General features: G+C 69.3%; 29 protein-coding genes. 14 read left to right on the top strand and 15 right to left on the bottom strand.

What is annotated here, in order from left to right; genetic code table 11:
* Nucleotides 1-94 precede the first annotated feature (94 nt).
* The 3 genes from ACZ6O0_RS13225 to ACZ6O0_RS13235 form a co-directional block, all read right to left on the bottom strand.
* Entirely contained in the window at nt 95-295 is a 201-nt protein-coding gene (locus ACZ6O0_RS13225) for a cold-shock protein (protein ID WP_396386221.1), read from the bottom strand.
* 180 nt (nt 296-475) lie between these two features.
* Nucleotides 476-667, bottom strand: a complete 192-nt coding sequence (locus ACZ6O0_RS13230; RefSeq protein ID WP_465765087.1) for a hypothetical protein — start codon at nt 665-667, stop codon at nt 476-478.
* Nucleotides 664-2,010 (bottom strand): PspC domain-containing protein, encoded by a 1,347-nt coding sequence (locus ACZ6O0_RS13235; protein WP_465765088.1) that lies wholly within the window; start codon nt 2,008-2,010, stop codon nt 664-666. Before ACZ6O0_RS13235 ends, ACZ6O0_RS13230 begins: the two co-directional genes overlap by 4 nt.
* A gap of 195 nt (nt 2,011-2,205) precedes the next feature.
* Between ACZ6O0_RS13235 and ACZ6O0_RS13240 the strand changes: the two genes are divergently transcribed.
* Together ACZ6O0_RS13240 and ACZ6O0_RS13245 are read left to right on the top strand one after the other, a co-directional pair.
* Complete coding sequence (locus ACZ6O0_RS13240) at nt 2,206-3,825, top strand: ATP-binding protein (RefSeq protein WP_465765089.1); 1,620 nt, start codon at nt 2,206-2,208, stop codon at nt 3,823-3,825.
* Nucleotides 3,822-4,463, top strand: a complete 642-nt coding sequence (locus ACZ6O0_RS13245; protein ID WP_465765090.1) for a response regulator — start codon at nt 3,822-3,824, stop codon at nt 4,461-4,463. The genes ACZ6O0_RS13240 and ACZ6O0_RS13245 overlap by 4 nt, the downstream gene beginning before the upstream one ends.
* A gap of 4 nt (nt 4,464-4,467) precedes the next feature.
* Here ACZ6O0_RS13245 and ACZ6O0_RS13250 read toward each other — a convergent pair whose 3' ends face one another.
* Together ACZ6O0_RS13250 and rpsR are read right to left on the bottom strand one after the other, a co-directional pair.
* Nucleotides 4,468-5,256 (bottom strand): IclR family transcriptional regulator, encoded by a 789-nt coding sequence (locus tag ACZ6O0_RS13250; RefSeq protein ID WP_465765091.1) that lies wholly within the window; start codon nt 5,254-5,256, stop codon nt 4,468-4,470.
* A 79-nt stretch (nt 5,257-5,335) separates the two neighbouring features.
* Nucleotides 5,336-5,578 carry a 30S ribosomal protein S18 gene (gene rpsR / locus ACZ6O0_RS13255; RefSeq protein ID WP_465765092.1) on the bottom strand — a complete coding sequence of 81 codons (243 nt, stop codon included), beginning with the start codon at nt 5,576-5,578 and terminating at the stop codon, nt 5,336-5,338.
* 139 nt (nt 5,579-5,717) lie between these two features.
* On the opposite strand from rpsR, the gene ACZ6O0_RS13260 reads away from it, so the two are divergent.
* Complete coding sequence (locus tag ACZ6O0_RS13260; RefSeq protein ID WP_465765093.1) at nt 5,718-7,040, top strand: C1 family peptidase; 1,323 nt, start codon at nt 5,718-5,720, stop codon at nt 7,038-7,040.
* Here ACZ6O0_RS13260 and ACZ6O0_RS13265 read toward each other — a convergent pair.
* Both ACZ6O0_RS13265 and ACZ6O0_RS13270 read right to left on the bottom strand, forming a co-directional pair.
* Nucleotides 7,037-7,771, bottom strand: a complete 735-nt coding sequence (locus tag ACZ6O0_RS13265; RefSeq protein ID WP_465765094.1) for an alpha/beta fold hydrolase — start codon at nt 7,769-7,771, stop codon at nt 7,037-7,039. The two genes, ACZ6O0_RS13260 and ACZ6O0_RS13265, sit on opposite strands and share 4 nt — an antisense overlap.
* Before the next feature lie 41 nt (nt 7,772-7,812).
* Nucleotides 7,813-8,541, bottom strand: a complete 729-nt coding sequence (locus ACZ6O0_RS13270) for a PIG-L deacetylase family protein (protein ID WP_465765095.1) — start codon at nt 8,539-8,541, stop codon at nt 7,813-7,815.
* A 56-nt stretch (nt 8,542-8,597) separates the two neighbouring features.
* Here ACZ6O0_RS13270 and ACZ6O0_RS13275 point away from each other — a divergent pair, with 56 nt between their 5' ends.
* The gene (locus ACZ6O0_RS13275; RefSeq protein ID WP_465765096.1) at nt 8,598-9,686 is read left to right on the top strand and encodes a serine hydrolase domain-containing protein; all 1,089 of its coding nucleotides are present in this window, start codon (nt 8,598-8,600) and stop codon (nt 9,684-9,686) included.
* On the opposite strand, the gene ACZ6O0_RS13280 is transcribed toward ACZ6O0_RS13275, so the two are convergent.
* Nucleotides 9,687-10,295, bottom strand: a complete 609-nt coding sequence (locus ACZ6O0_RS13280; protein ID WP_465765097.1) for a ClpP family protease — start codon at nt 10,293-10,295, stop codon at nt 9,687-9,689.
* Between the two features lie 76 nt (nt 10,296-10,371).
* Entirely contained in the window at nt 10,372-10,968 is a 597-nt protein-coding gene (locus ACZ6O0_RS13285; RefSeq protein ID WP_465765098.1) for a ClpP family protease, read from the bottom strand.
* Nucleotides 10,969-11,066: 98 nt separating this feature from the next.
* On the opposite strand from ACZ6O0_RS13285, the gene ACZ6O0_RS13290 reads away from it, so the two are divergent.
* Nucleotides 11,067-11,444 carry a hypothetical protein gene (locus tag ACZ6O0_RS13290; protein ID WP_465765099.1) on the top strand — a complete coding sequence of 126 codons (378 nt, stop codon included), beginning with the start codon at nt 11,067-11,069 and terminating at the stop codon, nt 11,442-11,444.
* On the opposite strand, the gene ACZ6O0_RS13295 is transcribed toward ACZ6O0_RS13290, so the two are convergent.
* Complete coding sequence (locus tag ACZ6O0_RS13295; protein WP_465765100.1) at nt 11,425-12,321, bottom strand: alpha/beta hydrolase; 897 nt, start codon at nt 12,319-12,321, stop codon at nt 11,425-11,427. The two genes, ACZ6O0_RS13290 and ACZ6O0_RS13295, sit on opposite strands and share 20 nt — an antisense overlap.
* Nucleotides 12,318-12,944, bottom strand: a complete 627-nt coding sequence (locus tag ACZ6O0_RS13300) for a class I SAM-dependent methyltransferase (protein WP_465765101.1) — start codon at nt 12,942-12,944, stop codon at nt 12,318-12,320. The genes ACZ6O0_RS13295 and ACZ6O0_RS13300 overlap by 4 nt, the downstream gene beginning before the upstream one ends.
* Before the next feature lie 81 nt (nt 12,945-13,025).
* Between ACZ6O0_RS13300 and pcrA the strand changes: the two genes are divergently transcribed.
* The 4 genes from pcrA to ACZ6O0_RS13320 all read left to right on the top strand — a co-directional run bounded on the left by pcrA (nt 13,026) and on the right by ACZ6O0_RS13320 (nt 17,791).
* On the top strand, nt 13,026-15,344 hold the full coding sequence (pcrA, locus tag ACZ6O0_RS13305) for a DNA helicase PcrA (RefSeq protein WP_465765102.1): 2,319 nt from the start codon (nt 13,026-13,028) through the stop codon (nt 15,342-15,344).
* Between the two features lie 95 nt (nt 15,345-15,439).
* Nucleotides 15,440-16,003 carry a hypothetical protein gene (locus tag ACZ6O0_RS13310; RefSeq protein WP_465765103.1) on the top strand — a complete coding sequence of 188 codons (564 nt, stop codon included), beginning with the start codon at nt 15,440-15,442 and terminating at the stop codon, nt 16,001-16,003.
* Nucleotides 16,004-16,047: 44 nt separating this feature from the next.
* Nucleotides 16,048-16,743, top strand: a complete 696-nt coding sequence (locus ACZ6O0_RS13315; protein WP_465765104.1) for a TetR/AcrR family transcriptional regulator — start codon at nt 16,048-16,050, stop codon at nt 16,741-16,743.
* Nucleotides 16,744-16,810: 67 nt separating this feature from the next.
* A complete protein-coding gene (locus tag ACZ6O0_RS13320) occupies nt 16,811-17,791 on the top strand; it encodes an NAD(P)-dependent alcohol dehydrogenase (RefSeq protein ID WP_465765105.1) in 981 nt (326 codons plus the stop codon).
* Here the strand turns inward: ACZ6O0_RS13320 and ACZ6O0_RS13325 are convergent.
* The 4 genes from ACZ6O0_RS13325 to ACZ6O0_RS13340 all read right to left on the bottom strand — a co-directional run bounded on the left by ACZ6O0_RS13325 (nt 17,781) and on the right by ACZ6O0_RS13340 (nt 21,292).
* Nucleotides 17,781-19,112 carry a lanthionine synthetase LanC family protein gene (locus ACZ6O0_RS13325; protein ID WP_465765106.1) on the bottom strand — a complete coding sequence of 444 codons (1,332 nt, stop codon included), beginning with the start codon at nt 19,110-19,112 and terminating at the stop codon, nt 17,781-17,783. The two genes, ACZ6O0_RS13320 and ACZ6O0_RS13325, sit on opposite strands and share 11 nt — an antisense overlap.
* On the bottom strand, nt 19,076-19,291 hold the full coding sequence (locus tag ACZ6O0_RS13330; protein WP_465765107.1) for a DUF6886 family protein: 216 nt from the start codon (nt 19,289-19,291) through the stop codon (nt 19,076-19,078). The genes ACZ6O0_RS13325 and ACZ6O0_RS13330 overlap by 37 nt, the downstream gene beginning before the upstream one ends.
* Before the next feature lie 19 nt (nt 19,292-19,310).
* Nucleotides 19,311-20,213, bottom strand: a complete 903-nt coding sequence (locus tag ACZ6O0_RS13335; RefSeq protein WP_465765108.1) for a M23 family metallopeptidase — start codon at nt 20,211-20,213, stop codon at nt 19,311-19,313.
* Nucleotides 20,214-20,440: 227 nt separating this feature from the next.
* Nucleotides 20,441-21,292 carry an esterase/lipase family protein gene (locus ACZ6O0_RS13340; RefSeq protein ID WP_465765109.1) on the bottom strand — a complete coding sequence of 284 codons (852 nt, stop codon included), beginning with the start codon at nt 21,290-21,292 and terminating at the stop codon, nt 20,441-20,443.
* 132 nt (nt 21,293-21,424) lie between these two features.
* Here ACZ6O0_RS13340 and ACZ6O0_RS13345 point away from each other — a divergent pair, with 132 nt between their 5' ends.
* The 5 genes from ACZ6O0_RS13345 (at nt 21,425) to ACZ6O0_RS13365 (ending at nt 25,752) form a co-directional block, all read left to right on the top strand.
* Nucleotides 21,425-21,844: a cobalamin B12-binding domain-containing protein gene (locus ACZ6O0_RS13345; RefSeq protein ID WP_465765110.1), complete on the top strand. Its 420-nt coding sequence runs from the start codon at nt 21,425-21,427 to the stop codon at nt 21,842-21,844.
* A 360-nt stretch (nt 21,845-22,204) separates the two neighbouring features.
* Entirely contained in the window at nt 22,205-23,521 is a 1,317-nt protein-coding gene (locus tag ACZ6O0_RS13350; protein ID WP_465765111.1) for an ABC transporter substrate-binding protein, read from the top strand.
* 94 nt (nt 23,522-23,615) lie between these two features.
* On the top strand, nt 23,616-24,689 hold the full coding sequence (locus tag ACZ6O0_RS13355; RefSeq protein WP_465765112.1) for a carbohydrate ABC transporter permease: 1,074 nt from the start codon (nt 23,616-23,618) through the stop codon (nt 24,687-24,689).
* Nucleotides 24,686-25,564, top strand: coding sequence for a carbohydrate ABC transporter permease (locus ACZ6O0_RS13360; RefSeq protein ID WP_465765113.1), 879 nt, complete (start codon nt 24,686-24,688; stop codon nt 25,562-25,564). Before ACZ6O0_RS13355 ends, ACZ6O0_RS13360 begins: the two co-directional genes overlap by 4 nt.
* Complete coding sequence (locus tag ACZ6O0_RS13365; protein WP_465765114.1) at nt 25,561-25,752, top strand: hypothetical protein; 192 nt, start codon at nt 25,561-25,563, stop codon at nt 25,750-25,752. Before ACZ6O0_RS13360 ends, ACZ6O0_RS13365 begins: the two co-directional genes overlap by 4 nt.
* Nucleotides 25,753-25,768 lie beyond the last annotated feature (16 nt).

Below are 25,768 nucleotides of genomic sequence, written 5' to 3' on the forward strand. Positions count from 1 at the left end.
CCACCCCTCACACGGTGAGACGACAGGTTACCGGTTGCCGACGTTCGGTGCAGTCCGGAAACCCGGGTACGGCGGCAACGGGTTGCGGTCCCGCTCAGACCGGGGTGACGGTGTCCGCCTCGCGCCCCTTCGGCCCGTCGACGATCTGGAACTCGACCTGCTGGCCGTCCTCCAGGGTCTTGTAGCCGTCGGAGACGATCTTGCTCCAATGGACGAACACGTCGTCCTGGCCGTCGACGGCCAGGAAGCCGTAGCCCTTGTCGGCGTTGAACCACTTCACGGTGCCGCGCACCATCGGAACTCCTTGACCACGGGACCCGCCTGACCCGGACCCCTCGGGTACTTCGCGGTCGACAAGCCTATCGGAGACCAACCCCGACGTGAGCGGTGATCCCATCCCAGACCGCCGTACCGGCCAGGAGAAGGTGCACCCAGCCGGGCAACAGGGTGCTGGTGGCAACCAACAGCGGATGGTTCAGCCGCGGTGGGAGGCGGCCAGGCCGAGGAGGCCGGCGGTGACCAGCAGGAGGGCGCCGGTGACGCCGAGGTCGTCGGTCTGCAGGATGCCGTTGTCGTTCAGCATCCAGATCGTCGCGGCGCCGGTCAGGATGGTGCCGGCGACGACGCCTGGCACATCCGGCTTGGTCCGCTTGTCGGGGTGCTTCATCCGCGCTCCACCTTGATGCTGCCCAGCCGGAGGTCCAGGTCCAGGGTGACCTGCTCCGGGCCGGCCTTGCCGTCGGGGCCGAGGTCCTTGATCGTCAGCTCCGCATTATGTCCGCCCTGGTGCTCGTTCTGCCAGGCCACGTCGCCCATCTCGGTCGACAGCTGCCCGTCGACGTCGACGTTCTCCGGCAGCTTGACCACCACCTCGCCGACCCCGCCGTGTACGTCGACCCGGGCGCCCGGCGCGAACTTCGCCTTGGTCAGGTCCAGGATCACCGAGCCCGCGTCGAACTGGTAGCTCGTGCCGGTCGCGGTGATCGTCTGACCGACCGGCGCGACGTAGTTGGTGTCGGCGAAGTTGCGGGGCACGTTCGGGAACACGGTGCTCGCCACCGCACCGGCGGCCAGCAGGATGCCGAGCGGCAGCAGGGCCAGCGTGCGGCCGACGAACCCACCGATCAGCATGCCGGCGCCGAGCGTGGCCAGGCCGATGATCAGCATGGTCGCCGTCGGGGCGCCCGCGAGGGCGGCGATCCCGATCGCGACACCGGTCAGCAGCACGACGATCGACTTGATCCCGCGGACGCCCTTGGCGGGCGGTCCGGCGGTCTTCGCCTGCGCCGGAGGGCCGGCCGGCGGCTCGTCGACGTACAGGCCGAGAGGGTCGTCCTCGGTCCACACAGCCTGGACCGGTTCGACGGTGCGGTCCTGGGGTCGCTGTGTGGCCGAGGACGACAGGCCCGCCGGGGGAGCTGACGGGCCGGTCTGAGGAGGCATGTGCGCCGAGGTGCCGGCGAACGGCTGCTGGTTCGCGGCGGTCGTGTCCTGGGGCCGGGGCGGCTCACCGGCCTGCGGCTGGTTGTTCCACTGCATGCCAGGGCCGTTCCAGCTGACCCCGCCGCGATCGCCGGACCGCTGGCCCTTGCGGTGCTTGGCGATCAGCCAGATCACCGCGAGCACGATCAGCGGGCCGGGCACGAACCGGCCGAAGTTGAACGACGACATCATCGCGATCGCGACGAACACGCAGATCCCGATCACGACCGGCCAGAGCCACGGGTGGTCGGGCCGGATCCGGTCGCCGAGCAGACCCTGTGCCGCGGAGCGCTCGCTGCCCTCGTCGGGCATCAGCACCCAGGCGGCGATGTAGAAGATGATCCCCGGACCGCTGATGATCAGGACGGCCATCACCACGCGGATCAGGACCGGGTCGATGTTCAGCGCGCGGCCGATTCCGCCGCAGACGCCGGCCACCCACCGGTCCGACCGGCTCCGCTGCCAGCTCTGCACGTTCTGCAGGCCGCCGCGGTCGAACCCACCGGGTCCACTCTGGTTCTGCTCCATGTCATCGATAGTGGCGCGCCCGGCGCCCTGATCACATCGGGGATCCCCCCTGACGACCCCCGGAGTCGGGCTCCGCCGGGCGGGGCTCTCGGGGTTGTCCCCGAGGGGACCCTGACCGGGGTGAACGGGCGCTGAGGAGACAGCCGGGGACAAGCCCGCTGGTGTCGGCCCTGTCCACATGTGACGATCGTTGTGATGAGCCAGCCAGCAGCCACGCCCTCGGGCGGGTCCTCCGCGAACGGAGCCCCACCCGAGTCCCCGCCTGCGCAGGCTCCGTCGGACCAGTGGCAGTACAAGGGCTGGGGCCCGAACGGACCGAGGCAGTACCAAGGCCCGTATGCCGCCTACGCCGCCCGGCAGGCCGCCGCCGCACAAGCCGCCGCAGCCGGCAACGGGTACGCCGCCGGCCAGACGTTCGGTGGTCAGGCATCCAGCGGACAGACGTACGGCGGGCAGCCGTACGGCGGGCAGCCGTACGGCGGACCGGGCGGGCCGACGTACTCCGGTCCGGCGGGTCAGCCCGGGCAGTCGCGGCCGCCGTTCGAGCCGCCGCCGGTCCGCCGGGCGTACCGCCGTACCGAGGGACGGATCGTCGCCGGTGTCGCGGGCGGGATCGCGGACCACCTGGGGGTGTCGGACACGGTCGTCCGGCTGGTGCTGATCGCGGCCACGGTCTTCGGCGGCTTCGGCGTACTGATCTACGCGGCGTTGTGGTTCCTGATGCCGCTGGCGCCGCAGACCCTGCCGGCCGCGCCGGGACTGGCGGCGCACACGCGGAGCGGGCTGCGCTCGGACGAGCCGCCACCGCCGGTGGCCGAGGCCAAGGAGCGGAAGCGGGAGAAGAGCCGCGGCCAGGTGACCGCGCTCGTGGCCATCGGCATCGGCCTGCTGCTCCTGCTGCAGGTCGCCGGGCTCGGCATCGCCGGGAAGATGTTCTGGCCGCTGGTGTTCGCCGGCACCGGTCTGGCGCTGATCTGGCGGCAGGCCGACGAGGGTCAGAAGGCCGAGTGGACCAAGGGCATGCGCGTCCCGGTCCTCGGCGTCCTGCTCGGCAAGGGCGGCTGGAAGTCGCTGGTCCGGATCGCGGTCGGGCTGATCCTGATCGGGACCGCGGTCACCGTGTTCCTGGTGCAGAACGGCCGGCTCTCGATGGTCGGCGACGTACTCGTCGCGCTCCTGCTCGCCGTGGTCGGGCTCGGTGTCATCGCCGGACCGTGGGTGCATCGCCTGACCCGGGACCTGAACGCGGAGCGGGCCGAGCGGGTCCGGTCGCAGGAGCGCGCCGACATGGCCGCGCATCTGCACGACTCGGTGCTGCAGACGCTGGCGCTGATCCAGAAGCAGGCCGACGACCCGCGCGCCGTGGCCCGGCTGGCGCGGTCGCAGGAACGTGAGCTGCGGTCCTGGTTGTACGACGAGGACGACCACACCGACCAGACCCTCGCCGGTGCCGCCAAGCGGGCCGCCGCCGAGGTCGAGGACTCGCACGGCGTGCCGGTCGAGGTGGTCACGGTCGGGGACTGCGACCTGACCGAGGGGCTGTCGGCGATGGTCCGGGCCGCGCGCGAGTCGATGGTGAACGCGGCCAAGCACTCCGGTGCGGCGAAGATCGACGTGTTCGTCGAGGTGGACGGGGACCGGGCGGAGATGTTCGTCCGGGACCGCGGCAAGGGGTTCGACGTCGACGGCGTGCCGGACGACCGGCTCGGCCTGCGGCACAGTGTGATGGGCAGAATGGAACGGCACGGCGGCCGCGCATCAGTGCGGTCCGATCCGGAGACGGGGACCGAAGTGCGACTGGAGATGGACAGATGAGCAGCAGGCGCGTTGTCGTCATCGACGACCACGACATGTTCCGGGCCGGGGTGCGCAGCGAGATCGGCGCCGCGGTCGACATCGTCGGGGAGGGTTCCGACGTCGACAGCGCGGTCAAGGCGATCGTCGGGACCGAGCCGGATGTCGTCCTGCTGGACGTCCACCTGCCCGGTGGCGGCGGCACCGAGGTGATGAAGCAGGTCCACCAGCGGCACCCGGAGGTCAAGTTCCTGGCGCTGTCGGTCTCGGACGCGGCCGAGGACGTGATCGGCGTGATCCGGGCCGGCGCCCGCGGCTACGTCACCAAGAACATCAGCGGGACCGAGCTGATCGACGCGATCAACCGGGTCGCGGACGGCGACGCGGTGTTCTCGCCGCGGCTGGCCGGCTTCGTCCTGGACGCGTTCTCCGGTGCGATCGACATCGCGTCGGTCGACGAGGACCTGGACAGGCTGTCGCAGCGCGAGCGTGAGGTGCTGCGGCTGATCGCGCGCGGCTACGCCTACAAGGAAGTCGCTCGTGAGCTGTTCATCTCGGTGAAGACGGTGGAGACCCACGTGTCGTCGGTGCTGCGCAAGCTCCAGCTCTCCAACCGCCACGAGCTCACCCGCTGGGCCACGGACCGCCGCCTCGTCTGAACAGTCAGTCGGGCTGCCACGAGGTGCGGCGGACCGACTTGGGGAGGCCGGTGGCACTCGGCGCGCCGAGCACGCGGGAGATCCCGCGGGCGGCGGCCCTGATCAACGGGACCAGGGTCAGTGGATCGTGGCGCCCGTACGGGACGACCGTCGACACCGCGGCCACGACCCGGTCGTCGGCGCCGTACACGGGAGCCGCCACCGACAGGCTGATCTCCTCGATCGCGCGGCTGCTGATCACGTACCCGTCCCGCCGGACGTCCGCGAGCCGGCGCCGCAACTGCTCACCGTCGGCGACGGTGTGACGGGTGAACCTCTTCAGCGGCCCGGCGATCACGCGCTCCTGCAGTTCGCGGTCGGCGTGGGCGAGCAGCACCAGGCCCACGCCGGTCGCGTGCAAGGGCAACCGGCCGCCGACCCGGGTGAACACGTGCACCGCGCCGCGTCCGGAGATCCGCTCCAGGAACACGGCGTCCTCGCCGTCGAGTACGGCGAGTTGCGCATGCTCGCGGGTGGCCTCGAAGACGTCCTCCAGGAACGGCATCGCGAGCTCGCGCAGTCCGAGACCGCGCGGGGCCAGCGCGGCGAGCTCCCACAGCCACAGGCCGATCCGGTAGCGGCCGTCGGCGTCACGTTCGAGCGCGCCGCCCTGCAACAGTTCGCGGACCAGCCGGTGGGTGGTGGTGAGCGGCAGTCCGGAGCGGCGGCTGATCTCGGAGAGGGTCTGTGACGGCGTGCGATGGCTGAAGGTGCGCAGCACCGCCAGGAGTCGCGAACTCACACTGGCGGTCATCCGGGCAGTATGGCTCGGCTTCCGCTGAGCGGAAACCGACCGCTTCCGGTGAGGTTGAGGTCAAACGCTCGTACCAGGCTCAGCGGCTGGCCGACGTGTACGGCAGCAGCGCCATCTCGCGGGCGTTCTTGATCGCGCGGGCGACCTGCTTCTGCTGCTGCACCGACAGCCCGGTGACCCGGCGGGAGCGGATCTTGCCGCGGTCGGAGATGAACTTCCGCAGCAGCGCGGTGTCCTTGTAGTCGATGTAGGTGATGCCGTCGCGGTCGAGCGGATTCTGCTTCGGCTTGCGCTTGCCGGTCGGGGCCGGACGTCGAGGCATGGCCACCCCTCCTTTGTTGAATGTCGTTTTCATTTAGCATAACGCAAGGGCCTGCCGGTGGCGGGTTTGGGACAGGGCAGGCATTCGCCACCCCGGCACAGGCGATACCGGCTTGGTCGCTGTTATACCGTCGACTGCTATGGAGCGGAATCTCACAGCCGAACAGCTCGCGCTCTTCGAGAAGGAGTTCGCGTCGAACCCGCAGTACCGGGTGATGCAGAACGCCGTCACGCAGACGCCGGTCAACGCCATTGCCCTGGACCGCCAGGTCGTCACTTCGATCGACCATTCGGTGTCGAACCTGCTGGACGACTGGAAGGTGACCAATCAGAAGAAGAGCGGCCGCTGCTGGCTGTTCGCCGGGCTGAACCTGCTGCGCGTCGGCGCGGCCGGGAAGCTCGGGGTGAAGGACTTCGAGTTCTCCCAGAACTACGTGCTCTTCTGGGACAAGTTCGAGCGGTCCAACTTCTTCCTCGAGGCCATCATCGAGACCGCCGACCGCGACGCCGACGACCGGACCGTCGCGCACCTGCTGTCGGACCCGATCGGCGACGGCGGCCAGTGGAACATGTTCATCGCGGTGGTCCGCAAGCACGGCCTGGTGCCGAAGTCGGCGATGCCGGAGACCGAGAGTTCGTCCGCGACCGCGCAGATGAACGACGTCCTGCGCAAGCTGCTCCGGCAGGGCGCGCGCGACCTGCGGGCGCTGGACGGCACCGAGGCGCGGCGGGACCGCAAGCAGGAGATCCTGACCACCGTGCACCGGGTGCTGAGCATCCACCTCGGCACGCCGCCGCAGAAGTTCCTGTGGCAGTGGAAGGACAACGACAAGGGCTTCCACCGCGACGGCTGGACCACACCGGCCGAGTTCGCCGCGGCGTACGTCCAGCTACCCGTCGACGAGTACGTCTGCCTCGTGCACGACCCGCGCGAGACCAGCCCGGTGGGCCGGACCTTCACCGTCGACTACCTCGGCAACGTCATCGACGCCCCGCCGGTGGTCTACCTGAACGTCGACATCGACCTGATGAAGAAGCTGACCCAGGACGCGATCGTCGGGGGCGAGCCGGTCTGGTTCGGCTGCGACGTCGGCAAGCAGATGAACGCCGACCTCGGCTACTGGGACGCCAAGCTCTACGACTACGGCTCCGTCTACGACACCGAGTTCAGCCTGAACAAGGCCGAGCGCCTGGTGCACCACGAGACGCTGATGACGCACGCGATGCTGTTCACCGGTGTGGACGTGGTCGACGGGCAGCCGCGGCGCTGGCGGGTGGAGAACAGCTGGGGCGACGAGAAGGCGGACAACGGCTTCTGGACCATGAACGACTCGTGGTTCGGCGAGCACGTCTTCGAGATCGCCGTACGGCGGTCCGCCCTGCCGGCCGAGCTCCAGGCACGGCTCGACGACGAGCCGATCGTTCTGCCGGCCTGGGACCCGATGGGCGCCCTGGCCGACTAGAGGATCAAGCCCAGCGCTTCGGACGGACGCTCGAGGGTCGGCAGGTGGCCGGCCCACGGGAGGTCGATCCGCTCGGCGTTCGGCAGTCGTTCCTGCAGGTACGCCGCCGAGTCCGCGAAGAACTGGAAGTCGTGCGCGCCCGTGATCAATCGCACGGGCGCGCTGATCTTCTCCGGCTCGACGGCGTACTCCTCGTTGTCGACGTCGTCACCCGCGGCGATCTGCAGCTCGTAGGCGCGCTTCTGCATGTCCCGGAGCAGCTCCCGCGCGGCGTCGTCCGCGTCCGGACCGATCCAGCTCCGCACCATCAGGTCGGTGGCCGCGTCGACGTCACCGGCCTCGAGCAGCTGATTCTCCTCGCCCCACACGGCCCGCAGATCGTCCGTCGGCTGGACGTTGTCCGTCGGTGCGCAGATCAGCACCAGGCGGTTGAACCGCTCCGGCTGCCGGCTGGCCGCCTGCTGTACGACGTACCCGCCGTACGACGCACCGACCGCGGCCACGCTGTCCGCGCCGACCTCGTCCAGCACGTCCAGCAGGTCGCCCGCGTCCGAGTACTTGGCACCCGCCGCCAGCGGAGTCTCGCCGTACCCGCGCAGATCAACCGTGATCACCCGGTGGTCCGCCGCCAGTTCCTCGACCTGCCGCGCCCACATCCGCGCATCCGCCACGCCCGCGTGTACGAGCAACACCGCCGGTCCGGTACCGACCACCGCATGAGAAATCGTCATGCCCGCACCCTGACTGGTCCGGCGGACAACCGCAAACGCGTTTAGAGCAGGCGGATGACCGTGAACGCTTCGGCGTACCGGTTGGCCGGGAAGCCGGCGGCGGTCGCCCGGCGGCGGCTCAGGGCACGCATGTGGTCGGCGAGCGAGTCGGGATCGCGGTGCTGGCTGGGGTGCGCCGTCAAGGCGGCGATCTTCTGGTCCATGGAGTCGGTGATGTCGACGTAGTGGTTGAGCTCGGGGTGCTCCATCATCCAGAGCTCGCCGACGTCCCAGGCCTGTTCGGTGAGGTCGGCGAACGCGAACGGGTTGCCGGCCGCGGGGTAGAAGGCGCGGACGGTCGCCTCCGCGGTGGCGAGGTGGTCTGGGTGCGAGACCTGGAGCCGGGCCCAATGACGGTCAGGTGACTGGGTCAGCAGGCGCTGCGGGCGGATCCGCCGGATCAGCTGCACGATGTCCCGGACCAGCTCGGGTGTCGGCTCGACCGCGCCGTCGGCGTACCCGAGGAAGTGCAGGTCGGTGACCCCGACGTGCGCGGCCGCCGCGGTCTGCTCGGCCCGGCGGACGGCGGGGATCTCGGCCCGGTCGCGGTCCGGTTCGAAGCCGCCCTCCTGACCGTCGGTGACGATGCAGTAGTGCACCTCGATCCCGGCCTTGGTCCACAGCGCGACCGTGCCGGCCCCGCCGAAGTCGATGTCGTCCGGGTGCGCGACCACCGCCAGGACCCGCTCGATCTCGCTGTCCGGCCGCGGATTCGCCTCAGGCACGCTCACCCGGACGACCCTAGCTGTTTGCCCTCGCACGGCAAGCTGGATTCCAGGGAGGTTCGATGGAGTTCGGCGGCGCGTGCGAACCACAGGACGTCGGCCTGGACGCCGGCCGGCTCGGTGCGGCGGTCGAGCTGGTCGAGGCCCGCGGGGCGATCGCGCAACTGTGTGTCGTCCGCGACGGACAGGTCGTGGTCGACCTGAGCTTCGGCTGCCCGCCGGACGCGCTGTTCTGGCTCTTCTCCGCCAGCAAGCCGTACGTCGCCATCGTGATCCATCAGCTCGTCGAGGTCGGGCGGCTCCACCTGGACGACGCGGTCGCGGCGTACTGGCCCGAGTTCGGGCACAACGGCAAGCGGGAGATCACCGTCCGTCAGGTGCTGCGGCATCGCTCCGGTGTGTCGACCGCGGGGTCGTACCTGGGCGACGTCCGCGCGATGACCGACTGGGACCGGTCGCTGCGGCGCATCGAGGACGCCCGCCCTCGCTGGCCGATCGGCTCGGTCGCGTACAGCCCGATCGCCTTCGGCTTCATCCTCGGCGAGGTCGCCCACCGCTGCAGCGGCCGGCCGATCGATGACCTGGTACGGCGCTTCGTCCTCGACCCACTCGGTGTCGCCGACACCTATCTCGGGCTGCCGCCCGACGAGTGGGAGCGGCACGTCCCGCTGCGTGCCGCCGGACCGGCCGGCCCGTTCATCCAGTCCGTGGTGAACCGGCGCAGTACCCGGGAGGCCGTCGTACCCGCTGCTGGGATCTCCACCACCGCGCGGGATCTGGTCGCGCTGTACCAGGCCCTGCTGCAGGGCGGTGTCGGTCCGGGCGGCCGGCTGTTGCGGCCGGAGTCGCTGGCGCTCGCGGTCGAGCCGAGCAGCGAGGGCGAGGTCGACCCGGTGGCGCGGGCGCCGATCCGGTGGTCGCAGGGCTTCCAGCTCGGCGGCCCGCGGGCCGTGCCGGGAGCGGTCAGCTCGCTCGGGTCGGCGAGCAGCCCGCGCAGCTTCGGTCACAACGGCAGCAACTGCTGCCTCGGCTGGGCCGACCCGGACCGGCGGATCGCCTACGCCTACCTCACCAATCGGGTCGGCCGCCCGAAGCCCGACCTCGCCCACCACGCCGCCGTCGCCGACGAAGTCCTCGCCGCGGCGGACTGATCAGGCGAAGGCGGCGAGAGGGATCCGCTCGGTGATCACCTCGTCGACGATGCCGTACTCCTTCGCTCCGTCCGCGGTCAGCACGTGGTCCCGGTCGGTGTCGTGCCGCAACTGCTCGATCGACTGCCCGGTGTGCCGCGCCAGGATCGTCTCCACCTGCCCGCGGACCCGGACCACCTCGTCGGCCTGCAGGATCAGGTCCGGGATCGTGCCCTGACCCCGCGCGGCCGGCTGGTGCAGGACGACGCGGGCATGCGGCAGTACGGCGCGACGCCCGGCGGCGCCCCCGGCCAGCAGGACCGCACCGGCCGCGATCGCCTGGCCGACGCAGAACGTCGCGACCGGCGACTGGATGTACTGCATGGTGTCGTAGATCGCGAGCATCGCGGTCATGTCGCCGCCCTCGCAGTTGATGTAGAGGTTGATCTCCTGCTCCGGCTTGTCGACCTCGAGGTGCAGGAGCTGGGCGATCAACGCGTTCGCGACGCCGGCGTCGATCGCCGTACCGAGGTAGATGATGCGCTCACTGAGCAGGTGCGAGTAGACGTCCATGATCCGCTCGCCACGCGGGTGCTGCGCGATCACGTTCGGGATCGTGTAGCTGCTCATCCACGTCCTCGCTTCGCTCCGGGCGCGGATGAGACACGAGATGCGCTGCGCTTGATGATGAACTCACTTCGTTCGTTCATGCTGCCGCCTTCCGTGCGGGCATCACTTGGTCGAAGGACTCGACGATGTGGTCGATGAAGCCGTACTGACGGGCCTGTTCGGCGGTGTACCAGTGGTCGTGCAGGGAGTCCTCGTGCACGGTGTCGAACGGCTGCCCGGTGTCCTCGGCGATCAGCGCCAGGACCGTGTCGCGGATGTGCCGCAGGTCGTTGGCCTGGATCTCGATCTCCACCGCGGATCCGCCGATCCCGGCCGACCCCTGGTGCATCAGAACCCTGGCGTGCCGCAGTGCGTAGCGCTTGCCCGGCGTACCCGCCGACAGCAGGAACTGCCCGGCGCTGCAGGCCAGTCCGATCGCGAGCGTCGACACGTCGCACGGCACCAGCCGCATCACGTCCCGGATCGCGAGCATCGACGGCACCGAGCCGCCGAGCGAGTGGATCCACAACGCGATGTCGGCGTCCGGGTCCTCGGCGGCCAGGGTCAGGATCTGGGTCGCCAGCAGGGTCCCGTTGTCGTCGTCGAGGGTTCCGTCCAGTACGACGATCCGCTGCCCGAGCAACCGCTGCCGGGCCGACTCGTTGAACAGCGGCGGTTTCATGTCTTCTGCCATGTCTTCTACCCTGACCGGGTGAACCGCACCGACCCCAGCTTTTCTGCTGACGGCAAGTCTGCCCACAGCGGACAAGGTCCTGTGGCAATGTCCTGCGGGTGAACCTGAGTGACAACGCGATCCTGGTGGCGGACGACCTCTCCGAGCCGGAGCGCACCCTGCTGGAACTGACGGCCACCCCGGCCGCGACCCTGCTCGGCGCGGTGTCGATGATCCTGCGGACGACGTTGTTCGGCGACGACCCGGCCGCGTGGGTCGACATGTGGCAGGCCCGTCCCGACCTGGCCCGGGTCGAGTGGATGGACGGCCCCGAGCTCGCGACCGTCGTGGCCCACCTCGCCGCCAAGGACTACGAAGGCACCATCGAAGGTGTCCCCGGCCTCCGCATCACCACCTGCGACGACCACTCCGCCAAGATGCTCTGGCTCGGCGCACCCACCCCGGTCGTGCTCCAGCTCACCCGTCAGCTGTCCTGAGGACCTGCCGCGCCCGATCGGCGAAGTCCGCGGGGAAGGTGTGGCCGAGTCCGGGGATCCGCTCGATCGTGCAACCGTAGCCGGTCAGCCGCTCCTCGGCGCCGGTCACGACCTCGAGCAGATCGTCCTCGGCACCGATCCAGATCGTTGCCGGTGACAATGGTCCGGTCGCCGCCGCGGGCAGCTCACGCAGCGCGGGCGCCATCAGCAGCACACCGGCGACGGGCACCGGACGTGCGCTCAGCGCCCAGTCCAGGGCAGCCCGGCCACCGGCGGAGAAACCAGCCGCGACCAGCGGTACGCCGTTCAGCCCGGCCGGCAACTCGCCGAGCGCCCGGGCGATGTCCCCGGCCGCCTTCTCGCGATCCGGCCAGGTGCGGTACATCGGCGACATCCGCTGCGACGACTCCACACAGACCAGTGCGTGCCCGAGCTCCAGCACACTCGCCCAGTCCCGTCGCGCGTGCGAGGCTCGCAGCCCGGCGCCATGCAATGCCACCACCACACCGATCGGCGGTACGTCGGGGAGGTCGATCAGCGGCGAGGCTGGGTCATCGGTGACGCGCTCGCGCGACACCTCGACCAGCTGCTGGAACTCGCGCCGTCCCTGAAGAGCCGCCAGATCATCGTCGTCGGTGAGGATCGACGGCCGCCACCAGGCGCCGGCAGAACTCGCGTCCTGGAGGGTCCGCAGCGCCGCGTCCGGGTCTCCGGAGGTGCTCAGCAGACAAGCCTTCAGATGAGCCAGTTCGGCTGCCCAGGCGTCGAGGCCGATGCTCTCGACGTTCAGTAGCTTGAGTGCCTCGGGAAGCTGGTGGTTGTTGTAGAGGATCTCGATGCGGTCGACCAGAGCGTCGTACCGGGAGGTTTCGGTCATGGGCGGACTGCTCGGCCGAGGATGTGTGGTGCGGCCGGGTTGAAGCCGGTGGCCGGGAAGTTGAAGCGTTCCAGGGTGGTGATGGTGAGCCCGGCCGCGGTGATGGCCGCGGCGGTGTCGCGGTGCAGGTGGCAGCCGCCGCTGAACCAGGGATAGATGGTGGCGTCGGCGACGCGCTGGACCGTGGTCAGCCGGCTGCCGGCCGGTCCCGCGACGTGTTCGTAGAACCTGAGCTCGCCGCCGGGGCGGAGCACCCGGGACGCCTCCGCGAGCGCGACCGCCTGGTCCGGGACCGAGCACAACACGAGCGACGTGACCACGGCATCGACCGAGTCGTCGGCGAGCGGCAGGCGTTCCGCCGTACCGTTGACGACCTCGACGCGCACGGGTGCGACGGCGGCCAGCTGCTCGGCCTTGGCCCGCAGGTACGGCTCCGGCTCGAGGGCCACCACACTCGTCACCCCGGCCGGATAGTGCGCGAAGTTCCCGCCGTCACCGGCGCCGACCTCGATCACCTGACCGATCAGCCCGTCCAGCAGCCGCTTTCGGTGCCCGGCCGCGCCCTGGTGATCCATCTGCGGCCGCACCCGCGCATAGAGCCGCGCGAACATCGGGTGTCCCATGCCCACCCACCCTAAGTCCCCGACACCCGGTTCGAACCGGCGTTCGGTAACTGTCGGAGCGAGCGCCTAAGGTGTTGGGTGATGACTACGCTGTTCTCGCCTGATGAGCTCCCGGTGCCGCTGGAAGAGCCGAAGACGCATCGGACCGATCCGGATGCGCTGCTGAAGGGGCTCAATCCGCAGCAGCGGGCCGCCGTCGTGCACGCGGGCAAACCGCTGCTGGTGGTGGCCGGTGCGGGGTCGGGCAAGACCCGGGTGCTGACCCGGCGGATCGCGTACCTGCTGGCGGCGCGTGACGCGCACCCCGGATCGATCCTGGCGATCACGTTCACCAACAAGGCCGCCGCCGAGATGCGCGAGCGGGTGGTGGACCTGGTCGGGCCGCGGGCGAAGCTGATGTGGGTGTCGACGTTCCACTCGTCGTGTGTGCGGATCCTGCGCCGCGACATCAAGCGGTTCGGGATCAGCTCGACGTTCTCGATCTACGACGACACCGACTCGCGCCGGCTGATGACGCTGGTCTGCCGCGAGCTCGACCTGGACGTGAAGCGGTACAACCCGCGCGCCGTGCTGAACTGGATCAGCACCCAGAAGAACGAGCTGATCGACCACGAGACCGCGGCGGCGAAGACCGAGAACCATCTCGAGGAGACGTACGCCGAGTGCTACCGGGTCTACCAGGAGCGGCTGGCCCAGGCGAACGCGCTGGACTTCGACGACCTGCTGATGACCACGGTCAACCTGCTGCAGGCCTTCCCCGAAGTCCGTGAGTACTATCGCCGCCGCTTCCGGCACGTGCTCGTCGACGAGTACCAGGACACCAACCACGCGCAGTACACGCTGATCCGCGAGCTCTGTGGCGAGGACCCGGCGGACTACAACGGCCCGACCGCGCCGCCGGCCGAGCTGATGGTGGTCGGCGACTCCGACCAGTCGATCTACGCCTTCCGCGGGGCGACGATCCGCAACATCCTCGCCTTCGAGGAGGACTTCGCCGGCGCCGAGACGATCCTGCTGGAGCAGAACTACCGCTCGACCCAGACGATCCTGACCGCGGCCAACGCGGTGATCAGCCGCAACGAGGGCCGCAAGGCGAAGAACCTGTGGTCCGACCAGGGCCAGGGCGAGCAGATCGCGGTGTACGTCGCCGACAACGAGCACGACGAGGCCCAGTTCGTCGCCGACGAGATCGACCGGCTCGCCGACGCGGACGCGGTGAAGCCGTCCGACGTGGCGGTCTTCTACCGGACCAACGCACAGTCCCGGGTCTTCGAAGAGGTCTTCATCCGCACCGGCCATCCGTACAAGGTGGTCGGCGGCGTCCGGTTCTACGAGCGCAAGGAGGTCCGCGACGCGCTCGCGTACCTGCGCGTGCTGGTCAACCCCGAGGACACCGTCTCGCTGCGCCGGATCCTGAACGTGCCCAAGCGCGGCATCGGCGACCGGGCCGAGGCCGCGATCGAGGCGCTGGCGGCGCGGGACCGGACGTCGTTCGCCCAGGCGCTGCGCCGGGCCCAGGACGCACCCGCGATGGCCTCGCGGTCGGTGAACGCCGTCCAGGCCTTCGTCGACATCCTCGACGAGCTGACCGCGATGGTCGACTCGGGCGCCCCGCCGGACGACATCCTGGACGTCGCCCTGCACCGCTCCGGGTACTACGAGGAGCTGCAGAAGTCACCGGATCCGCAGGACGAGACCCGGCTGGAGAACCTCGACGAGTTCATCTCGGTGGCGCGCGAGTTCGTCGAGGAGCGGACCGCGGCCGGCGAGGCCGCCGACCTGCAGGCCTTCCTCGAGCGGGTCGCGCTCGTGGCCGACGCGGACCAGATCCCGGACGCGGCCGAGGACGGTGGCGTGGTCACGCTGATGACGCTGCACACCGCGAAGGGCCTGGAGTTCCCGGTGGTCTTCCTGACCGGCATGGAGGACGGCGTCTTCCCGCACTCGCGGTCGCTGACCGACCTGAAGGAGCTCGAGGAGGAGCGCCGGCTCGCGTACGTCGGGATCACCCGGGCCCGGCAGCGGCTGGCGATCTCGCGAGCCGCCGTGCGTTCGGCGTACGGCGCTCCCCAGCACAACCCGCCGTCCCGGTTCCTCGAGGAGATCCCGGCCGAGCTGCTCGACTGGCGCCGGGACGAGTCCGCGATCACCCGCTGGTCGGGGACCGGGACGACCCGCGGCAGCGGCATCTCCAGCCGCTACGAGCCGCCGCGCAAGACCGCCTCCGACAAGCCGGTGATCAGCCTGAATCCGGGCGACCGCGTGGTGCACGACAGTTTCGGGATGGGCACGGTCGTCGTGGTCCGCGGCGAGGGTCAGCAGGCGCAGGCGGATATCGACTTCGGATCCGAAGGTGTGAAGCGGTTGCTGCTGCGTTATGCGCCGGTCGAGAAGATCTGAGGCATATCTCCGTCAAGGTTTTGGACGTTTACCTTGTGTCCGAGCCGGAGATTGAGACAATCAAGGCTCTTCGGCCCCTCCCGGAAGCGTCCCCCATGTCCAAGAAGTCGGCTGACAACAACCGCCGGATCATCCTGGCGGGGGCCAACCCTGGGCTGCGGCTGTTCGACGAGAACGGCAAGGTGACGGCGTACGCGTCGATCTGGATGGTCGACTGGTCCATCCGCGGCTCCGGTACGGCGGTGATCCTCTGGTTCGACGGGATCGTCCGGGTGGTCTCCGAGGACGTCGACCTGGCCGCCTGGCTGGAGCGGTACTTCGTCCGCTCGTTCCTCGAGGTGCAGGGCCTGCCGTGGCACGAGCCCGCGATCGAGCGCGACCTGGTCCAGGTCCGGATGAATCTCGCCGACGGCCTCAGCGCCAAGGCAGCCGACATCCAGATCGAGATGGGCGGGGTGCTCGATCGCCGGCTGTTCGCGACCGACCACTTCCAGCTCGCCGAGGGCAGCCACAGCCTGAGCCTGGTGATCGCCCCGGTCCGGTCCGCCACCGTCTCGATCGGCGGGGCGTCGGTCCCGGGCTTCGTCCAGGTCGACGGCTCACCCGACAAGCCGGGCTCCTCCGCCTTCCTCACCACGGCTGAGGTCTGGCAGCGCTGACTCCTGTCTTACGCTGTACGAATCCAGCGTGGGAAGGGGACCAAGTGGCGACCCAGGCCTCTGAGCCGCGGACTCCGTTGAGCCGGGACCGGGTCCTGCGGGCCGCGGTGGCGATCGCGGACGCGGACGGGCTCGAGTCCGTCACGATGCGCCGGATCGGCGACGCGCTCGGCGCCGAGGCGATGTCGCTGTACTACCACGTCGCCAACAAGAACGACCTGCTCGACGGCATCGTCGACGTCCTGATGGACGAGCTCAACGCCATCGTCGACAACGACGACAAACCCGGCGCGGCCGGCGGTGACGGGGCCGATCAGTGGAAGGCGGCGATGCGGCGGCGGATCCTGACCGCCCGTCAGCTCATGCTGCGGCACCCCTGGGCGCCACGGCTCCTGCAGAGCCGTACGACGATGCGCCCGGCCGTAGTCCTGTACCACGACCGCCTGGTCGGCCTGATGCGCTCCGGCGGCTTCAGCTACGACCTGGCGCACCACGCGCTGCACGCGTTGGGCAGCAGGGCCCTGGGCTTCTCGCAGGAGCTGTTCGACCCGTCCGCCGGAGCCGGCGCCGCGTCCGAGCGGATGCTCGTCGACCTCGCCGACCAGCTCCCGAACCTGGTCGGCATGCTGACCGAGATCGCCCACGACGACCCGGACTCCACGCTCGGCTGGTGCGACGACCAGGCCGAGTTCGAGTTCTCCCTCGACCTGATCCTCGACGGCCTCGATCGGCTGCGCTGACCCCTTGACTGTTCTTACAGCGTAAGCCAACCTTACGACGTAAGACTTACGCTGTAAGGGGGCGACCATGAAGGCCATCGTTCAGTACCGCTACGGATCAGCCGACGTGCTGGAGTTCACCGACACCGACCGCCCGGCGCCGGGTGATCACGACGTGCTGGTCAAGGTCCGTGCGGCCTCGGTCAACGCCCGCGACTGGCACGTGATGCGCGGCGACCCGTACGTGGCCCGCCCGTCCGCCGACCTCGGCTGGCGCCGGCCCAACGTGACGATCCGCGGCACGGACTTCGCCGGCACCGTGGAAGCGGTCGGGCCTGCGGTCACCGGTCTGCAGGTCGGCGACGAGGTGTACGGCGAAGCCAACGGAGCCTTCGCCGAGTACGTCGCCGCCCCCGCGGACCGGGTCGCGGCGAAACCGGCCAACCTCTCCTTCGACCAGGCGGCCGCGATACCACTGGCCGCCAACACCGCTCTGATCGGCGTCCGAGACGTGGCCAAGCTCCAGCCCGGCCAGCACGTCCTGATCAACGGCGCGGCCGGCGGCGTCGGCACCTTCGCCGTACAGATCGCCAAGGCGCTGGGAGCCGAGGTGACCGGCGTCTGCAGCACCACGAACGTCGACCTGGTCCGATCCGTCGGCGCCGACGAGGTTGTCGACTACACCACCACCGACTTCAGCCGCACCGACCGCCGGTACGACGTCGTCCTCGATCTCGTCGGCAACCGGTCCCTGACCGCCCTCCGGCGACCGCTGGTCCGCAACGGCCTCCTCGTGCTGTCCGGAGGCGGCGTCTTCAGTGGCGGCAGCCTCTTCGGCCCACTCGGCCTGATGATCCGCGGAATGGCCGTGGCTCCGTTCGTCCACCATCGCGTGGTCCTCTTCACCGCCGCGGCGAGCAAGGCCAACCTGGTCGCCCTCCGCGAACTCGCTGAAGCCGGCCGGCTCACCCCGGCCATCGACCGCACCTACCCGCTCTCGGCCGCCGCCGACGCCATCGCCTACCTCGAGACCGGGCACGCCCGGGGCAAGGTGGTCATCACCGTCTGAGCGCCCACCAGTTGTCCATCCGCGCCACCGCGTCGGTACTGCGGCCGAGCACCCGCTCGATCCGGAACAGGTACGCCGCGATCCCCGCCGCCCCCTGCATCCACCCCACCCCCGGCGGCAACAGCGGCTCCTCGTTGCGGTGCTCGATGAACCGCCAGTACGCCGACCGCCCGTCGCGGATCGCCCGTGTTACCAGGGCATCCGCGAGCAGTACGGCGAACTCCAGGTCGTGCTCGTCGCCGTTGCGGTGCCACGCATCCAGGAAGACGTCGCCGACCCCCGCCGTACCGCAGCAACGGCCGTCGTTGTCCCAGAAGCCCGGGTAGACGCGCTCCGGGACACCCGAGTGCCGCACGCTCTCGAGGCAGCGCCGGTGCCAGGTCATCGTCGGCTCACCGGCGACCTGCTCGACTCCGGCGTAGTCGAGGGCCGTGAAGAGCAGCGACGTACCAGGACCGCCGTGGCACCAGTTGTAGGTGTACTCGTCGCCGTGGCGCTCGGCCCACGGGATCACCCGCGGCACCCGGAAACCCTTGCCGTCGTTGATCCCGAGCGTGACCAGATGCTCCGCACCCCGCCGAGCCGCGTCGACGAGCTCCGGGCGCCCCAACTCGACGCCGGCCATGGCCAGCGCCGCGGCGATGCCGGCCAGGCCGTGGGAGAAGTTCGGCATCTCGACCGGTGGGTCGAGCACGAACCGGCGCGGCACGAACAGCCAGTTCAGGCCGTTCGGCGTTTCCTCCTGCTCGGCCAGCAGCTGATCGGCGGCCCGATCGGCCAGTGGCCGGGCCTGCTCGCCGTGGCGGAGGGCCCAGAGGCCGCCCATCAGGACCGCGGCGGTGCCGAGGGTGGCGTCGTTGGCCACGGCGCCCGGCCGGTACTTGTCCGCCGCTTCGAGGAAGGTCTCGTGCCAGCCGTCTCCGGTAGCGATCTCCAGTGTGCGCTCGACAGCGGCACCCGACCCGGGCTCACCCAGCGCCGTCAGGACGCCGATCGAACTGACGAGGCCGTCGAAGTAGGTGGCCGACGTTTCTGTCGGGATGGCGGTGCGGATGCGGTCGGCGATGGCCCTCGCCAACTTCTGCTCGCTGGTGGACCAGGGACGGGTGAGCCGGATCTCCGCCAGCGTGTGGGCGAGTCCACCGAGGCCGCTGTGCATGCCGTCGCGGTACTCGGTCTGCTTCTCGCCGCCTGCTGCCTCCGGGATCCACGGGCCGTCGTCGTCCCACCGGACCTGCTCGAGGACCCAGCCCCAGGCCGCTTCGGCAACACCGCCGTACGACGTCATGGCCGGGCGTTCCGCATCCGGATGCCACTCCACTCGACCCACGCCATCGCGCGGGGGCACTGCCTCGGGAACCAGTAGTCGGGGGCTCGGTCGGGACCGACGGCCCACACGTAGGGGGTGGCCTTCGACGCCGTCTTCGCGACGTGGGGCCGGAAGATCCGGATGGTCGGATCTTCGGAGAAGTGCAGGACCTCACCTGCTGCCGGACGCATGCGCGGCAGCTTAGTCAGGTCAGCCGGCGGTGTACGGGTCCAGGCCGCAGTGGTTGCGCAGCCAGGGCGCCGGGTCGATCGCTTCGCCGCCGTCCGGGTGCACCTCGAAGTGCAGGTGCGGGCCGGTGGTGTTGCCGGTCATGCCGATCGCGCCGACCTGGTCACCGGCGTACACCGTCTCGCCGACCGACACGCTGAACTTCGACATGTGGTTGTACCAGGTGACGGTGCCGTCCTCGTGCCGGACCTGGACCTGGCGGCCGTACGCCCCGGCCCAGTCGGCGAAGATCACCACACCCTTCATCACACTGCGGATCGGCGTGCCGATCGGCGCGGCGAAGTCCAGGCCGGTGTGGTTGTGGGCCCAGCGGCTGCCGCCCTGACCGAAGGTCGCGGTGATGTGGTAGCCGGTGACCATGATCTCGCAGCGGGTGGCCGACTCGCGGGCCTTCTTCTCGGCCTCGGCGGCCTTGGCCTTCGCCAGCGCCAGGGCGCTCGCGCGCTTGGCGGTCAGCGCCTGGCTGGCGGTGAGCTTGGCGGCCCGGGCCTTGGCCAGCTGGGCGGCCGCGGCCTGCTTCTTGGTCGTCCCGGTGTCGGCCAGCTGGACCCGGGAGGAGTCACGGGTGGCGAGCTGACGCGCCTGGATGCGTGCGGTGGTGATGCCGGACAGGTTCCCGTTGTCCAGGCTCAGGGCGGCAAGGTTCACCGCCGAGTTGGCCTGCGTCGGCGAGGCGAGCGAGCTGTGGCTGAAACCGACAGCTCCCGCCGCCGCAGCGAGCGCTGCGGTCAGACCGACGATCTGGGTACTGCTGGGGGTGTTACGCCTGGCAACACGATGCTTGGCACTGTGACGTCCTGCGCCGGGCTTGCGCGCAGCGTTGCCGGGCGTGACGCGGTCTCCCGCGGCACGGTGCTGGGACACAACGTGGCCTTTCGGTCACAGGGGAGGGGCACTGTCCATCCCTGGTGGGGGTTTATTCCCGCCGGGGACTCACGCACGATAACGGATCAGTCACGAGCCCACAAACCCTGCCCCCCACTTTTCCCGGCCACCTTCACGAAACTTTTGCATGAGCCGCTGCACGTGCATCTGGCGGAAGCCGCCCAAAAAGCTGTCTGATCAGGCAAAACTGAGCATGTCAGGACAACTCAGGCGACCGAGTCCTGCTCGTCCAGATGCGCCAGCATTCCGGTGATCTGATGCACGACCTCGCCGTGGAACGGCAGGGACAGGTGGCCGACGCCGCGGATCCGCACGTTGCTCGCCAGCAGGTCGGGGTGCCGGATCCGGGCCCGCCGCTGCGGCACGATCAGCTGGTCGACGTCGCTGTAGAACGCGACGAACCTGGTCCGGCAGTCCGGCGCCGGCTCGGCCAGCTCGGACATCAGGTCGCTGTCCGGCCGGACCTGCTTGACCAGCGGCCACGGCAGCAGCCGGGCCGCGACCGTCCCTTGGTGCGGCGTCCCGAGGGTCACGCAGGTGTGCACCCGCCCATGACCGCCGAGCCGCTGGACGTAGTACCGCGCGATCAGTCCGCCCAGGCTGTGCCCGACGACGTGGATCTGGTCCGACCCCGAGGCCTCGCAGATCGCCTCGATCTCCTGACCCATCCGTTCCGCGGTACGGCGTACGTCCAGCGTCAGCGGTGAGTAGGAGAACGTGTGGATGCTGCTGAACCCGCGCCGCTGGAGCTGCCGGCGCATCAGCGCGAAGATCGTGTGGTTGTCGATGATCCCGTGCGCCAGCAGGATCGGCGTACCGGCGGCGCGGACGTTGCTGACCAGCAGGCTGCGCTGGGCCGGCGTCAGGCCGGCCAGGGTGAGCCGTTCGGTCCGGGAGCCGGAGCCGCCGACCAGGCCGAGCGGATACATCGCCAGGTGGGTGGTGAGCCAGCCGATCTCCACGGCCGCGCCGTGCAGTACGCGGGGCGTGAGGGCGGACCGGGCGCCGTACGCGAGTCCGTCCAGTGCGCCGCGGATGTCGTCCTGCCAGGTGCTCATGGGCGACTCCTCACAAACCAGACCCCCCGAATGGTCCGATCTCTTTCAAGGTAACCGGTTCCCGTCCCGCGTGTCGGGGAACACACACCTTCGTGTCTTATCCGTGAGGTACGGACCGGTTAGCCTGCGAGCATGCCTGCTACGAGTCCTCTGCGCGTCGTCGTCGCCAAGCCTGGCCTGGACGGCCACGACCGGGGCGCGAAGGTCGTCGCCCGGGCCCTGCGGGACGCCGGCATGGAGGTCATCTACACCGGCCTGCACCAGACCCCGGAGCAGATCGTCGAGACCGCCATCGCCGAGGACGCCGACGCGATCGGGCTGTCGGTGCTGTCCGGCGCGCACATGACCCTGTTCAAGCGGGTCCGCGAGCTGCTGGTCGAGCGCGAGGCCGAGGACATCGTGGTGTTCGGCGGCGGGATCATCCCGGACGCCGACCTGCAGCCGCTGGCCGAGCTCGGCGTGCACAAGATCTTCACCCCCGGCGCCACCACGACCGAGATCGTCGACTGGGTCCGCAGCAACGTCGGCGACGCCTCCGCCTCCACGGCCTGATCCCCGGTACGGCGACAAGGGGCCTTCCGTCGTACCGGAAGGGCCCGGATCCGCTCCGGAGCGTGATGGCGACTGCCCGGAGTCGTTCTGAACGGTTACGGCGCGTTCAGTTAGGTTACTTGCCGGTAATACCGAATCGTTAAGAAATACCCCGTTGTGCGGGCTGTCGAATCGCGGTCGCATACAGCCATGCGGCTGTCCGTTTCAGAGACTGTCGAATTGGGGACGTGTGTGTGGCTCAGAACACATCGGCCCCGATCTCGGTTACTGTCCGGACAGGGCGGATCGCAGTGCGGTGGGGGACTGCGCCCCGCTGACGCAGGACCAAGCGATGTCCCATCGGGAGAGGGCAGGTAAACGATGAGGTTTGAACGATCACACACACGCAAGACGGCTTTCGTGGCCGTCGCAAGCAGCCTGGTGCTGTTGGCGTCCGCGTGTGGTGGCGGGAACGATGAGAGCAGCGGAGGTACCTCGACCGGGGGAGCGCTTGAGGGTCGCGGCCCGATTACGTTTGCCACCGGCAAGGACACGTCCGGGAACCTGACGAACCAGGTCAACGCGTGGAACTCGCAGCACCCGGACGAGAAGGTCACCGTGTCCGAGCTGCCTGAGTCCGCGGACCAGCAACGCGCGCAGATGATCTCGAACGCGCAGAACAAGTCGGACGCGTTCAGCGTGCTGAACCTGGATGTGGTCTGGACCGCCGAGTTCGCGGCCAACCGCTGGGTCACCGAGCTGCAGCCGGACCAGTTCCCGGACCTCGGGAAGTTGCTGCCGTCAACGGTTGACACCGCGAAGTACCGCGACAAGCTGTACGGCATCCCGGTCACGTCCGACGGCGGTCTGCTGTACTACCGCAAGGACCTGCTGGACAAGGCCGGTTTGCAGGCGCCGAAGACCTGGGAGGAGATGGTCACCGACTGTGCCAAGGTGAAGGCACTGCCGGAGGCCAAGAACATCGGCTGCTACTCGGGCCAGTTCGAGAAGTACGAAGGTCTGACCGTCAACTTCTCCGAGGCCGTCAACAGTGCCGGTGGCGTCGTCGTCGGTGACGACGGCAAGCCGAACGTGGACACCCCGGAGGCGCTGGCCGGTCTGACCGCACTGACCGAGGGCTTCAAGACGGGCTTCATCCCGAAGGCCGCCATCACCTACAAGGAAGAGGAAGGCCGCCGGGCGTTCCAGGAGGGCAACCTGCTCTTCCACCGCAACTGGCCGTACGTGTACGCGCTGGCCGGCAAGACCGACGGCTCGTCGAAGATCGCCGGCAAGTTCGCGGTCGCGCCGCTGCCGGGCCAGACCGGTGCGGGCGTGTCCACCCTGGGTGGTCACAACTACGCGATCTCGGAGTTCGCCAAGAACAAGGCGACCGCGGCGGACTTCATCAAGTTCATGTCCAGCGAGGACCGGCAGAAGGCGAACGTCGAGAAGACGTCGCAGGCGCCGACCTGGGCCTCGCTGTACGACGACCCGGCACTGAACAAGCAGTTCCCGTACCTGGCGCCGCTGAAGGCCTCGATCGAGGGTGCGAAGTCGCGGCCGAAGGTGGTCAAGTACGGCGACGTCACGACCGCGATCCAGGAGGCGGCGTACGGCGCCCTGACCGGCACGATGACGCCGAAGGACGCACTGACCCAGCTGCAGACCAAGTTGAGCTCGCTCATCACGCAATGACCGAAGCGGCGGGGCCGGCGCGCAGCTTCACAGCTACGTGCCGGCCCCGGCCTGTCGCTGCCCGCCGGAGGCGGGCAGAGAGAAGGAGGCAGAGGTGAGTACATCCGTCCCGGTCGCTGAGCGACCGACACCGGAGACCACCAAGAAGCCCAAGCGGAGCTCGTTCAACGAAGGCACCGGCCGGCTGGCCGCGCTGCTGCTGTCGCCGACGATGATCGTGCTGATCCTGGTGGTCGGGTTGCCGATCCTCGCGGCGTTGCGCGAGTCGCTGTACACGAGCGGTCAACAGATCGACGAGTCGGGCTTCATCGTCCAGGGCTCCAAGTTCGTGGGGCTCGACAACTACACGGCGATCTTCTCCGGCGAGACCGGCACCCGATTCTGGAACGCCTTCTACAACACGACGTTCTTCACCGTCACCTGCGTGCTCCTCGAGACCGTGCTGGGTGTCTTGATGGCCCTGGTGATGCACAAGGCGTTCCGGGGCCGCGGCATCGTGCGGGCCAGCATCCTGGTCCCGTGGGCGATCCCGACCGTCGTGTCGGCGCTGCTGTGGAAGTGGATCTTCCAGGCCGACGGTATCGCCAACGACGTGCTCGGCACCCAGATCCTGTGGTCCACCGAGGGCTGGCAGTCGGTGGTGTCGGTCATCGTCGCGGACACCTGGAAGACCGCGCCGTTCATCGGGCTGCTGGTGCTCGCGGGCCTGCAGACGATCCCGGACGAGGTCTACGAGGCCGCCAAGGTCGACGGCGCCAGGGTGTGGTCGACGTTCATCCACATCACGATGCCGTTGGTGAAGCCGGCGCTGCTGGTGGCAGTGCTGTTCCGCATCCTCGACACGCTGCGGATCTTCGACCTGCCGTTCGTGCTGGTCGGCCCGAACAAGGAGTCGGTCGAGACGCTGTCGATCCTGGCCTACCTCGAAGCCAACCAGACCCGGTACGGGCCGGCGGCGGCGTACGCGACCTTGCTGTTCATCTACGTCGCTGTGGTCGCGTACGTGTTCGTCAAGTTGCTGGGTGCCGACGTGTTCGGTGACGCCATCCAGCGGAAGACGAAGAAGAAGAACGGCCGGAACGGGCGGGGCCAGGCCAAGCAGGCGGACCCGGCCGCCGGCGCCCCGGTGGCCGGACTGACCGCCGGTGGCGGCTTAGGAGGTGAATGATGGCTGTTGCTGAGAAGGCCCCGAGGGCTATCGACATCAAGGCTGCCGAGGCGCCGTGGTACCGGCGCTGGCTGCCGCTGATCGGTGTCGCGGTGATCGTGCTCTACTGCCTGGTGCCGTTCTTCTGGATGGTGGTGTCGTCGCTGCGGCGGCCGACCGACCAGTTCGACAACTCGGTCATTCCGTCGCCCATTTCGTTCACCAACTTCACCGACGTGTTCAAGCCCGGCACCGGGTTCCAGCGTGGTCTGCTGAACAGCCTGATCGTGGCCGGTACGGTGACGATCCTGACGCTGATCATCGGGATGGTGGCGGCCTACACGCTGGCCCGGCTGGAGTTCCGGGGCAAGAACTTCGTGCTGGCGATCATCATCGTCACCTCGATGTTCCCGGGCATCTCGCTGGTGATCCCGCTGAAGAAGCTGTTCGTCAACATCGACTGGATCAACACCTACCAGGCGATGATCGTGCCCAGCCTGTCGTTCGCGCTGCCACTGGCGGTGTGGCTGCTGACCGCGTTCTTCCGGCAGATGCCACGAGAGCTCGAGCAGGCCGCGATGGTGGACGGCTGTACGCCGGCCCAGGCGTTCCGCAAGGTGATCCTCCCGCTGGCCGCACCGGGTGTGTTCACCACCGCGATCATCACCTTCATCGCGGCGTGGAACGAGTTCCTGATCGCGCTGAGCATGGTGAACAAGAAGGAGTACCAGACCGCCAACGTGGTGATCTCGCAGTTCACCGGCGCCTCGGGACGCGACCAACCGTTCGGCAGCCAGATGGCCGCCGGTGTGGTGGTGACGATCCCGCTGGTGATCGCCGTACTGCTGTTCCAGCGCCGTATCGTCGCCGGCCTCACGGCAGGTGGCGTGAAGTGAGCTGGTTCCGCCGCCGGGCGGAAGAGCGTGACCGCCGGGACCGGGACGACCGGGACCGGCGGGACCGCGAAGACCGGGACCGGCGGGACCGGGAGGACCGCGATCGTCGCGCCCGGGAGGACCGGGAGCGGTGGGAACGGGACGACCGGGATCGGCGCGACCGTGAGGATCGCGCGCGGTACCGCTAGGTCTGACAGGAAACGG

Source organism: Kribbella sp. NPDC048837 (assembly GCF_055586945.1).

Excerpts from the sequence above, each read along its gene's own strand:
- ACZ6O0_RS13225 (WP_396386221.1), bottom strand. The coding sequence starts at position 295 with ATGGTGCGCGGCACCGTGAAGTGGTTCAACGCCGACAAGGGCTACGGC.
- ACZ6O0_RS13230 (WP_465765087.1), bottom strand. The coding sequence starts at position 667 with ATGAAGCACCCCGACAAGCGGACCAAGCCGGATGTGCCAGGCGTCGTC.
- ACZ6O0_RS13235 (WP_465765088.1), bottom strand. The coding sequence starts at position 2,010 with ATGGAGCAGAACCAGAGTGGACCCGGTGGGTTCGACCGCGGCGGCCTG.
- ACZ6O0_RS13240 (WP_465765089.1), top strand. The coding sequence starts at position 2,206 with ATGAGCCAGCCAGCAGCCACGCCCTCGGGCGGGTCCTCCGCGAACGGA.
- ACZ6O0_RS13245 (WP_465765090.1), top strand. The coding sequence starts at position 3,822 with ATGAGCAGCAGGCGCGTTGTCGTCATCGACGACCACGACATGTTCCGG.
- ACZ6O0_RS13250 (WP_465765091.1), bottom strand. The coding sequence starts at position 5,256 with ATGACCGCCAGTGTGAGTTCGCGACTCCTGGCGGTGCTGCGCACCTTC.
- rpsR (WP_465765092.1), bottom strand. The coding sequence starts at position 5,578 with ATGCCTCGACGTCCGGCCCCGACCGGCAAGCGCAAGCCGAAGCAGAAT.
- ACZ6O0_RS13260 (WP_465765093.1), top strand. The coding sequence starts at position 5,718 with ATGGAGCGGAATCTCACAGCCGAACAGCTCGCGCTCTTCGAGAAGGAG.
- ACZ6O0_RS13265 (WP_465765094.1), bottom strand. The coding sequence starts at position 7,771 with ATGACGATTTCTCATGCGGTGGTCGGTACCGGACCGGCGGTGTTGCTC.
- ACZ6O0_RS13275 (WP_465765096.1), top strand. The coding sequence starts at position 8,598 with ATGGAGTTCGGCGGCGCGTGCGAACCACAGGACGTCGGCCTGGACGCC.
- ACZ6O0_RS13280 (WP_465765097.1), bottom strand. The coding sequence starts at position 10,295 with ATGAGCAGCTACACGATCCCGAACGTGATCGCGCAGCACCCGCGTGGC.
- ACZ6O0_RS13285 (WP_465765098.1), bottom strand. The coding sequence starts at position 10,968 with ATGGCAGAAGACATGAAACCGCCGCTGTTCAACGAGTCGGCCCGGCAG.
- ACZ6O0_RS13295 (WP_465765100.1), bottom strand. The coding sequence starts at position 12,321 with ATGACCGAAACCTCCCGGTACGACGCTCTGGTCGACCGCATCGAGATC.
- ACZ6O0_RS13300 (WP_465765101.1), bottom strand. The coding sequence starts at position 12,944 with ATGGGACACCCGATGTTCGCGCGGCTCTATGCGCGGGTGCGGCCGCAG.
- pcrA (WP_465765102.1), top strand. The coding sequence starts at position 13,026 with ATGACTACGCTGTTCTCGCCTGATGAGCTCCCGGTGCCGCTGGAAGAG.
- ACZ6O0_RS13310 (WP_465765103.1), top strand. The coding sequence starts at position 15,440 with ATGTCCAAGAAGTCGGCTGACAACAACCGCCGGATCATCCTGGCGGGG.
- ACZ6O0_RS13320 (WP_465765105.1), top strand. The coding sequence starts at position 16,811 with ATGAAGGCCATCGTTCAGTACCGCTACGGATCAGCCGACGTGCTGGAG.
- ACZ6O0_RS13330 (WP_465765107.1), bottom strand. The coding sequence starts at position 19,291 with ATGCGTCCGGCAGCAGGTGAGGTCCTGCACTTCTCCGAAGATCCGACC.
- ACZ6O0_RS13340 (WP_465765109.1), bottom strand. The coding sequence starts at position 21,292 with ATGAGCACCTGGCAGGACGACATCCGCGGCGCACTGGACGGACTCGCG.
- ACZ6O0_RS13345 (WP_465765110.1), top strand. The coding sequence starts at position 21,425 with ATGCCTGCTACGAGTCCTCTGCGCGTCGTCGTCGCCAAGCCTGGCCTG.
- ACZ6O0_RS13350 (WP_465765111.1), top strand. The coding sequence starts at position 22,205 with ATGAGGTTTGAACGATCACACACACGCAAGACGGCTTTCGTGGCCGTC.
- ACZ6O0_RS13360 (WP_465765113.1), top strand. The coding sequence starts at position 24,686 with ATGATGGCTGTTGCTGAGAAGGCCCCGAGGGCTATCGACATCAAGGCT.